This window comes from Marinospirillum sp. (assembly GCF_014859565.1).
The window spans coordinates 21,810-30,327 of sequence record NZ_JACUUA010000024.1; the positions used below are offsets into that span (position 1 = coordinate 21,810).

General features: G+C 51.2%; 11 protein-coding genes and 3 tRNA genes. 11 read left to right on the forward strand and 3 right to left on the reverse strand.

Annotation, left to right across the window (positions count from 1 at the left end; genetic code table 11):
- The first annotated feature begins 2 nt into the window (after nt 1-2).
- The 10 genes from IBX50_RS05465 to trxB all read left to right on the forward strand — a co-directional run bounded on the left by IBX50_RS05465 (nt 3) and on the right by trxB (nt 5,056).
- A complete protein-coding gene (locus tag IBX50_RS05465; RefSeq protein WP_292254073.1) occupies nt 3-467 on the forward strand; it encodes a hypothetical protein in 465 nt (154 codons plus the stop codon).
- Nucleotides 451-930, forward strand: a complete 480-nt coding sequence (gene tadA / locus IBX50_RS05470; protein ID WP_292254075.1) for a tRNA adenosine(34) deaminase TadA — start codon at nt 451-453, stop codon at nt 928-930. Before IBX50_RS05465 ends, tadA begins: the two co-directional genes overlap by 17 nt.
- A 148-nt stretch (nt 931-1,078) precedes the next feature.
- A complete protein-coding gene (gene mutY, locus IBX50_RS05475; RefSeq protein ID WP_292254077.1) occupies nt 1,079-2,173 on the forward strand; it encodes an A/G-specific adenine glycosylase in 1,095 nt (364 codons plus the stop codon).
- Entirely contained in the window at nt 2,170-2,451 is a 282-nt protein-coding gene (locus IBX50_RS05480; protein WP_292254078.1) for an oxidative damage protection protein, read from the forward strand. The genes mutY and IBX50_RS05480 overlap by 4 nt, the downstream gene beginning before the upstream one ends.
- 105 nt (nt 2,452-2,556) lie before the next feature.
- Nucleotides 2,557-2,632: transfer RNA gene (locus IBX50_RS05485), tRNA-Phe, on the forward strand.
- Nucleotides 2,633-2,649: 17 nt separating this feature from the next.
- Nucleotides 2,650-2,724, forward strand: a tRNA-Gln gene (locus IBX50_RS05490).
- Between the two features lie 34 nt (nt 2,725-2,758).
- Nucleotides 2,759-2,834: transfer RNA gene (locus tag IBX50_RS05495), tRNA-Thr, on the forward strand.
- Between the two features lie 110 nt (nt 2,835-2,944).
- Nucleotides 2,945-3,145 carry a CPXCG motif-containing cysteine-rich protein gene (locus IBX50_RS05500; protein ID WP_292254080.1) on the forward strand — a complete coding sequence of 67 codons (201 nt, stop codon included), beginning with the start codon at nt 2,945-2,947 and terminating at the stop codon, nt 3,143-3,145.
- 240 nt (nt 3,146-3,385) lie between these two features.
- Nucleotides 3,386-3,988 carry a peroxiredoxin gene (locus tag IBX50_RS05505; RefSeq protein WP_292254082.1) on the forward strand — a complete coding sequence of 201 codons (603 nt, stop codon included), beginning with the start codon at nt 3,386-3,388 and terminating at the stop codon, nt 3,986-3,988.
- A 114-nt stretch (nt 3,989-4,102) separates the two neighbouring features.
- Complete coding sequence (gene trxB / locus IBX50_RS05510) at nt 4,103-5,056, forward strand: thioredoxin-disulfide reductase (protein WP_292254084.1); 954 nt, start codon at nt 4,103-4,105, stop codon at nt 5,054-5,056.
- Here the strand turns inward: trxB and IBX50_RS05515 are convergent.
- The 3 genes from IBX50_RS05515 to IBX50_RS05525 all read right to left on the reverse strand — a co-directional run bounded on the left by IBX50_RS05515 (nt 5,035) and on the right by IBX50_RS05525 (nt 7,314).
- A complete protein-coding gene (locus tag IBX50_RS05515) occupies nt 5,035-5,814 on the reverse strand; it encodes a DTW domain-containing protein (protein ID WP_292254086.1) in 780 nt (259 codons plus the stop codon). The genes trxB and IBX50_RS05515 overlap by 22 nt on opposite strands.
- Before the next feature lie 65 nt (nt 5,815-5,879).
- Nucleotides 5,880-6,554 (reverse strand): SAM-dependent methyltransferase, encoded by a 675-nt coding sequence (locus IBX50_RS05520; RefSeq protein ID WP_292254087.1) that lies wholly within the window; start codon nt 6,552-6,554, stop codon nt 5,880-5,882.
- A complete protein-coding gene (locus IBX50_RS05525; protein ID WP_292254088.1) occupies nt 6,547-7,314 on the reverse strand; it encodes a ParA family protein in 768 nt (255 codons plus the stop codon). Before IBX50_RS05525 ends, IBX50_RS05520 begins: the two co-directional genes overlap by 8 nt.
- A 286-nt stretch (nt 7,315-7,600) precedes the next feature.
- Here IBX50_RS05525 and IBX50_RS05530 point away from each other — a divergent pair.
- The coding region (locus IBX50_RS05530; protein WP_292254089.1) for a DUF1302 family protein at nt 7,601-8,518 on the forward strand (918 nt) is incomplete at its 3' end.

Genomic DNA, 8,518 nt, shown 5'->3' on the forward strand with positions numbered 1-8,518 from the left:
CCATGTCACACCGGCTGCAGCTTGCCTTGTTACTCCTGTTGACTGTCACTGGCAGTCTACTTACAACAAGTCAGCAGGCTGCAGCCAGCACCCAATTCAATCCACTGGATCACCGCATGACGATGATTCAGTCACGCCTGATGCTGCTGACTGGTCAGGAAGCTTTTTTTGAAGGTCAGCTCCTGCAGCAGAGTGCACGCGTGGCATCATCCAACCTGATTAGTGCCATGGAGCACTCCATTTGCCCACTGGGTGATGATCAGCAGCAGGTTCGCCTGCAGCGGATTGAAACCTTTGGGTTGTTTCTGCGCCTGATTGCCCTGGCAGAGGATGCTCAGTTTACTCCTCCCGATACTCTGCCCCCCAACCAGTATTATGGCCTGCGTTTGCTGCAAAGCTGCAAACAGGGGCAGCATGATCGACTGCTGGAAGCAGCACTGGAGCTGGTGGATGCCAACAGAGGCTGAGCAGGCAAGGGTACACAAACCCGAATATTATATGCATCGGGCGCTGGAACTGGCGCAGCTGGCTGCGGATCAAGGCGAGGTGCCGGTGGGTGCTGTTATTGTGGATTCCACCGGCGCCATCATCGGGCGAGGTTACAATCAGTGCATCAGCAATCACGATGCAACAGCTCACGCAGAAATTCAGGCCATCAGAGATGCCTGCAAAACTCTGAACAACTACCGGCTTAATGACTGCGACCTGTATGTCACCCTTGAGCCCTGTACCATGTGTATTGGTGCCTTGATTCAGGCGCGCATCAGAAATGTGTTTTATGCCGCCAGAGAGCCACGCACAGGCGCGATTGAGTCGGTATGCAACCTACCCGCACAACCCTGGTACAACCATCACCTGCAGGTGCAGGGTGGGTTATTAAAAAAACAGAGTAAAAACCTGCTGGAAGACTTTTTTACACAACGGCGTTAAAACCCTCCCCTTTTTTGCACCAACCTGTATCCGTGAGCCTACTAGCCTGTTTTACCCATCAGGATCAACCCGGACTGGATTCGACCTCGTCCAGAATCAAGGATTCCGAATCAGGCATTATGATTCATCAACAATGGTTAACCAACCCATGATTTCTGAAGGCTTTTCTGAAAAACTGCTGCAGTGGCATCAGCAGCACGGACGCAAGCACTTACCCTGGCAACAGAATAAAAACCCATATTATATATGGGTATCTGAAATTATGTTGCAGCAAACCCAGGTTATAACAGTTATTGAATATTATCAGCGCTTTATGCAGCGTTTTCCCAGCCTGCCAAGCCTTGCGGATGCTTCCCTTGATGAGGTGCTGCACCTGTGGGCCGGGCTGGGATATTACAGCCGTGCCAGAAACCTGCACCGCTGTGCACAACAGGTTGTTGCTCAGCACCAGGGACAGCTACCCGTTGATGACCTGCAGGCAATGCAACAACTACCCGGCATTGGCCCATCCACCGCCGCTGCCATTTGTGCCTTCAGCACTGGGCAACGTGCAGTCATTCTGGATGGCAATGTTAAACGCGTGGTATCGCGTTATTTTGCCGTGCCGGGCTGGCCGGGGCAGACTCACGTCAGCCGCGAGTTATGGCAAAAAGCAGATCAACTCACCCCACACCAACAGCTTGAAGACTATACCCAGGCGATCATGGATCTGGGAGCCACAATTTGCACACCACGCAAGCCCGTTTGTAATCTCTGCCCTGTAGCAGCAGCCTGTCAGGCCAGACAGTTAAACCTTACCGGGCAACTGCCCGAACCACGGCCAAAAAAAATCCTGCCGGAAAAACATCGATTTGCACTGGTATTACTGGATATTCAACAACGTATCCGGCTGGAGCAACGGCCTGATTCAGGCATCTGGGGTGGACTCTGGAGCCTGCCGGAATTTGAAAACCTTGAGGCATTACACCAATGGCTCAGACAACAACATCCAACCGCCATCTGCCAGACTGATCAGGCAGAACCCATGAAACATACTTTCAGCCATTATCGGCTGATTCTGCAGCCTATCCTGGCAAGGCTGCCGGAACCTACTTATAACGTCACTGAGCCACAGCCAGAGGCGTTTAACGCCCCAATCCAACCCTTGAACTGGTATGATCCCCAAAACCCCGTCAACATCGGCCTGGCAGCGCCGGTAACAGGACTGATCAAGTCCCTGTCAAAATCAGGAGTTAATCAATGAGTCACACTGTTTTCTGTCGCAAATATCAAAAAGAACTGCCTGCTCTGGATACACCTCCAATGCCGGGTGTAAAAGGGCAAGAACTTCTGGAGCAGGTTTCAAAACAGGCCTGGCAGGAGTGGATGGAACACCAGACACGCCTGATCAATGAAAAACGCCTGAAAGTTTTTGAGCCAGCCACCCGAAAATACCTGCAGGAACAGATGGAAAAATTCTTCAGTAATGAAGAAACAGATCGGATCGAAGGTTATATTCCACCACAAAACAATGGCGCCTGAATCAACGCAGCCCAGATGCTGTAAGCACTTGAACAAAAAACAGAAATTTTTTCAGAAAAGCGCTTGACGGATCAGGGCAAAATCTATTTAATGTGCACCCGTTGAGGCCAGATAGCTCAGTCGGTAGAGCAAGGGATTGAAAATCCCTGTGTCGGCGGTTCGATTCCGCCTCTGGCCACCAACTTTCAGGATCAGTGTTGGGGTGTCGCCAAGTGGTAAGGCAGCTGGTTTTGGTCCAGCCATGCGTGGGTTCGAATCCTTCCACCCCAGCCATCCTGATCCCTTCTTCGGGCGTTTGCTTTCCAAAGCCGGTATAGCTCAGATGGTAGAGCAACTGACTTGTAATCAGTAGGTCCCGGGTTCGACTCCTGGTGCCGGCACCAGCGAAACCTCCTTGTAATACCCTTCCTTTTTATTTTCTGGTTAGAAACCCAGCAGCTGCTAAACTCATTCTAATACCTCACTTTTATGCCCTGAATCTCAGGAGGCATTCATGAATGAAGCAATGCTCTGGACTCATCGGGATACCTGCCCCTGCTGCGGCAGTCCGCTGGAACTGGCTGTGGATACCTCTGCAGGCAATCAGGAGTATGTAGAAGACTGCGAGGTCTGCTGCGCACCAATTTGTATACAGGTTACGCTGGATATTCAGGGACAGGTCTCCGAGATCACCCTGCGTCGTGAAGCAGACTAAAACCGATACCCGATCTCAGATAAAAAAATCAATCCGCCTTGTATTTTCGGACACTTGTCACCATATTCTGTTGCAGCGGTGTCACAGCAGACTCAGGTGATGGCTTTTTGCTATTATGCTCATTACCTTAATCATCTGGATTAAATCATTCAACCGCCCTATGCTTGCGACATTCAGCCGCATATCCACTGGCTTGATCCTTATTGCTGGATTTTTTTGTTCCCACAGGAGAAATAAAACATGAGTGTATTAGTAACCCGTAAGGCTCCCGATTTTGAAGCAGCTGCAGTCCTGGGTGACGGCAGCATCGTTGAGAACTTCAAGCTGTCCGATACCAACGGTAAATACCGCGTGGTTTTTTTCTGGCCTCTGGATTTCACCTTTGTATGCCCTTCTGAAATCATTGCTCATGACAACCGCATGGCCAAGTTCAAAGAGCTGGGTGTGGAAGTGATTGGCGTGTCCATTGACAGCCAGTTCACTCACCACGCGTGGCGTAAAACCGATCCTAAAGATGGCGGTATCGGTGCAGTGAAGTTCACCATGGTGGCTGACGTTAAACACGAAATCACCCGTGCTTACGGTGTTGAGCATCCAGACGCGGGTGTTGCACTGCGTGCTTCCTTCCTGATCGACAAAGATGGCGTGGTACAACACCAGATTGTTAACAACCTGCCACTGGGTCGTAACGTTGATGAAATGGTGCGCCTGGTTGAAGCCCTGCAGTTCCACGAAGAGCACGGTGAAGTTTGCCCTGCCGGTTGGACCAAAGGTGACAAAGGCATGAAGGCTGACGCCAAGGGTGTTGCTGACTACCTGGCTGAGTCTTCCAGCAGGCTATAAAGCTTCGGGCCTTAAGCCTTAAGGTAATAAAGTTTTTAGTGCAGTAATCTATAAGGGTCGGCAAAAGCCGGCCCTTATTTTTTGGATTTCATCATCACGATTTCAGGAGCAACCATGTCTGCCAGTCGCCATAACAAGCTGATCATTCTCGGTTCAGGGCCTGCCGGTTATACCGCCGCTGTGTATGCTGCACGAGCCAACCTCAAACCCCTGCTGATCACCGGTATGCAGATGGGTGGTCAGTTGACCACAACCACCGAGGTGGACAACTGGCCGGGTGATGCTCTGGGTGTGCAAGGGTCTGCACTGATGGAACGAATGAAACAACACGCTGAACGCTTTGAGACCGAAGTGCTGTTTGATCATATCCACACTGTTGCCCTGCAGCAGCGCCCTTTCACCCTGATCGGTGATCAGGGCACCTACACCTGTGATGCCCTGATTATTGCCACCGGAGCCAGCGCCCAGTACATCGGATTGCCCAGCGAAGAAGCCTTTATGGGTCGTGGTGTCTCTGCCTGCGCCACCTGTGATGGCTTTTTCTACAAGAACCAGGATGTTGCTGTTATTGGTGGTGGTAATACTGCCGTTGAAGAAGCGCTGTATCTGTCCAACATTGCCAGAAAAGTGACTCTCATTCACCGCCGTGACAGCCTTAAATCAGAAAAAATTCTGCAAGATCAGCTGGTTGAAAAATCCCGCAACGGCAATATCGAGATCATCTGGAATCACCAGTTGGATGAAGTGCTGGGTGATGCCAGTGGTGTGACTGGCCTGCGCCTGAAATCAACCACCGATAGCAGCCATCGAGAAATAACCATTACCGGTGTTTTTATTGCCATCGGACACAAACCCAATACCGAGATCTTCAAGGATCAACTGGAGATGAGTAATGGTTACATCAAGGTACAGTCCGGCCTGAATGGCAACGCCACTGCAACCAGTGTGGAGGGTGTATTTGCAGCCGGTGATGTTTCTGATCATATCTACCGCCAGGCCATTACCTCGGCGGGCACCGGCTGTATGGCTGCTCTGGATGCAGAGCGCTACCTGGATGCACTGGCCTGATAATCCAGCAGCCACTGCATGGCACCCGTCAGCTCTTCCGTGGGGCGTTGATGCCGTGCAGCACCATAACCCTGATTAAACACGGTGAAGTACTGCTGCAAGACCCCGGCAGCGTGTGTATCCCCTGCCAGCTTCAGTAGCTCGATACCCACCTCTGCAGTACACAAATGCTGCTCAGAAGCCGGTTTACGCAGGCGGTAGTCGGTTTTCTGGTTGGTGCGCAAGGGCAAAACCGGCAGATGATCCAACCATGGGCTTTTGCGAAACATCCGTCGCGCCTGTCGCCAGGTGCCATCCAGTAGAATAAAAGCCGGACGGCGAGACTCCTGCCCTTGCCGGGCAGGTTCAAACTCCACCACCCGATGCAGGTAATCCGGTTGATCATCCGGGAAGATAATAAACGGCTGGTAAGCCGGATCAGCCAGCAGCGCCAATAACGCCTCTGGCGGCTGCATCCGAAACCAGGGAAACACACGAGTTTCCGGCAAGGTATCACCAATCAGCCGTGCGGTGTTGGTGGGTTTGTTCACCTCTTCGGTATGCATCAACACCCAGAACACCGCATTGGAAGACACTTCGGTACGATACTGGCAAATACAGTAGGTTTTTGGCATACGACAGCCATCACAACGCAGCACAAAACTGCCGCGCGCCTTGAACTCACGGCGTGGATGGGTCAGTCGCAAAGGGGATGCCGCAATACGGCGCACCTCCTGCTCAAAAGCAGAAGGTGATTTTGCAGCAAGATCAGCTGGCATCTTTAACCTTCACCCGACACGAAAAAAATATCTGCTTTAATGCTTTGGCCATAAATTCCTGCCTGTTAATCAGGTGTGTTCACATCAAGTTGTGCTTGCAGCGACCACAATTCATGGCCACTCTGGGCATATTTGCGTTCAAAGGGTGTTATCGGGTCATCCACCACCAGAGGCTCCAAGCGGGCATTAATACCAAAAAGAGTCAGAGCCTGCTGCATTTCTTGCAGATACAGCTTCCAGTTACTACGAGACTCCAGCAAACCACCCAGCGCCACCAGATCCGGAAACACCGGATGACCATGCCAGCGCAGCTTGAGGTCTTTCTTTTTTGGTGAGGGGTTAGGATAAAGCAGGTAATGATAATCGGGGCGCCAACCTGCAGCCAGTGCCAAGCGCCAGAAATCAACCAGATCGGCACGAATCAGACAGGCATTCTCCGGCAACTCACCCCACTGGCGCTGCAGGCGATGATCCGAACGATCAACCCCAATAACAAAATGTTCAGGAAACTGGCGCGCCAGATTGCGGGTGCTGGCACCCACACCACAACCTGAGTCCAGAATCAGTGCTCCGCCCTGCCTTTGCCATAACTCACCCGCCTGTTCAAAAGCCTGGCGGTTAAAGTCTGCAATGGGTTTGCAAAAGCTATGAGTGCGATGTCGCTGCACCACTTCTTCCAGCTTGTCGTGAATGCCTTCCTGCTGACTGGTCACCGGTCGCGAAGGTGTTTCTTTATGCATGAAGCAAGTCAAACAACTGCTGGAATTGCTGGGTCAGCTTGTGCTTGGGTGCGTAATGAATCAAGGGCTGTGAGACCTGATGAGACTCGCGCATTTTAACTGAGCTAGTCAAATGCACTGGCAGTACCGGATGTCCTTCATCAATCAGTGCGTCAATCAGCTGGCGTGGCAATTTTGCCTGCGCATTAAACTGGTTAACCACAATACCTTCAATCACCAGATCACCGTTATGATCCACCTTGATTTCATCAATGGAGTCTTTTAATGAATACAGTGCCTGCCGGGAAAAAGCATCACAATCAAAAGGGATCAGGCAAGACTGGGCGGCAATCAGCGCTGAGCGTGAAAAGAAGTTCAATGCCGGTGGTGTATCGATCCAGATGCAGGGATAGGTTTCCTGCAGCGCCTGCAGGGCTTCTTTTAACTTGTAGATCTTGTAACGGGACTCCAGCTTAGCTTCCAGGCTTTCCAGCTCTGGATGTGCCGCCAGTACATACAGGTTTTCATAAGGCGTGGCATGAATCAGATCACCCAGTGTTTTACGCCCGCCCCCCAGCGACAGAGACTGCTCAAAAAAATCAAACATGCTGCCATCCAGCGTCTGTGCTGGGCACCCGGTCAGGTAATGGGTGGAGTTCCCCTGCGGATCAAGATCAACAACCAGTGTTGGATGTTCCTGAGCCGCACTGATGGCCGCCAGATTGCAGGTAATACTGGATTTGCCGACACCACCTTTCTGGTTAAACACTACTCTGCGCATGTTTCTTCCTCACATCAATGATCCGAACAGCCAAATGCCTCTTTATACCTGCATTTTGCGGGTCTGGCTGCGGCCTGTCCAGCCTGTAACACAATCAGAGAATGTTACCGAACACCACATCTTAATGATCCATTACTCTGGCAGTGTTTGAAAATTCATCCTAAAGAGTGATAGCTACAAAGAGTGCTGGACACCAGACTTAACCGAAGCTGATTCAAACGTCTGTTTGTATGTCGTATTTATGCAAGGCGAGTCAGATATCAAATAACAACAAGAGGTGAACACCATGAGTCAGAAACTCCGCCGCACATCTGGCGGCCTCACTAGAAACTTGCCAAGACTGAGCCTGCTGGCACTGGCTATTGCAGGACTGTCCCAGGCTCATGCCGCCAACTTTACACTGGGAGACTTCAACCTCAAGGTTGATTCACAGATCTCGGTTGGCTCCAGCTGGCGAATGGAAGATCGGAATAATGATTACATTGCTGCAGGCACACTGGCTGCTCAAGGTATTACGCCAGGACTGTCTACTGCCAACCCCGGTTATCAAGGCAACTCTTCCAGTAACACCGATGACGGCAATATGAACTTTGACAAGGGTGATGCTTTCTCTCAGGTCATCAGTGGTAACCACTCGCTTAGCCTATCTCATGCTCAGTACCGTAACTACGGTGCCAACCTGAGTTTTCGTTACTGGTATGACCATGCCCTGAGTGAACTCAGTGGCTCACCTTCAAACTCAGGCATGGTGGATGACTGGAAAAATACCGCCGCTTTTGACGATGCCAAAAGCGGCATTGAGCTGATGGATGCCTATGTCTGGGGTGACTTTGATGTGATGGGTCGCCCAGCCCAGGCTATTTTTGGTCGCCATGTGCTCAACTGGGGTGAAAGTACCTTTATTCAGGGTGGTCAGAACGCCGCCAACCCTATTGACGTTCAGGCCTTACGTCGTCCCGGTGCTTCATTAAAAGATGCCCTGCTGCCGGTTAATATGCTGTCCGGTTCCATTGCACTGGATGAAATGGGTGCCTTTACCCTGCAGGGTTATTACCAGATGGAATGGCAGCGTACTCGTGCAGATGCCTGTGGTACTTATTTCTCCAACAACGACTTTGCAGCTGAAGGTTGTGGACCTGTTTATTATCAGAGTGGCATCAATGAACAGGCCAACGTCGCAGGCACTCTCACAGGTACGCCTTTT

Excerpts from the sequence above, each read along its gene's own strand:
- IBX50_RS05465 (WP_292254073.1), top strand. The coding sequence starts at position 3 with ATGTCACACCGGCTGCAGCTTGCCTTGTTACTCCTGTTGACTGTCACT.
- tadA (WP_292254075.1), top strand. The coding sequence starts at position 451 with ATGCCAACAGAGGCTGAGCAGGCAAGGGTACACAAACCCGAATATTAT.
- mutY (WP_292254077.1), top strand. The coding sequence starts at position 1,079 with ATGATTTCTGAAGGCTTTTCTGAAAAACTGCTGCAGTGGCATCAGCAG.
- IBX50_RS05480 (WP_292254078.1), top strand. The coding sequence starts at position 2,170 with ATGAGTCACACTGTTTTCTGTCGCAAATATCAAAAAGAACTGCCTGCT.
- IBX50_RS05500 (WP_292254080.1), top strand. The coding sequence starts at position 2,945 with ATGAATGAAGCAATGCTCTGGACTCATCGGGATACCTGCCCCTGCTGC.
- IBX50_RS05505 (WP_292254082.1), top strand. The coding sequence starts at position 3,386 with ATGAGTGTATTAGTAACCCGTAAGGCTCCCGATTTTGAAGCAGCTGCA.
- trxB (WP_292254084.1), top strand. The coding sequence starts at position 4,103 with ATGTCTGCCAGTCGCCATAACAAGCTGATCATTCTCGGTTCAGGGCCT.
- IBX50_RS05515 (WP_292254086.1), bottom strand. The coding sequence starts at position 5,814 with ATGCCAGCTGATCTTGCTGCAAAATCACCTTCTGCTTTTGAGCAGGAG.
- IBX50_RS05520 (WP_292254087.1), bottom strand. The coding sequence starts at position 6,554 with ATGCATAAAGAAACACCTTCGCGACCGGTGACCAGTCAGCAGGAAGGC.
- IBX50_RS05525 (WP_292254088.1), bottom strand. The coding sequence starts at position 7,314 with ATGCGCAGAGTAGTGTTTAACCAGAAAGGTGGTGTCGGCAAATCCAGT.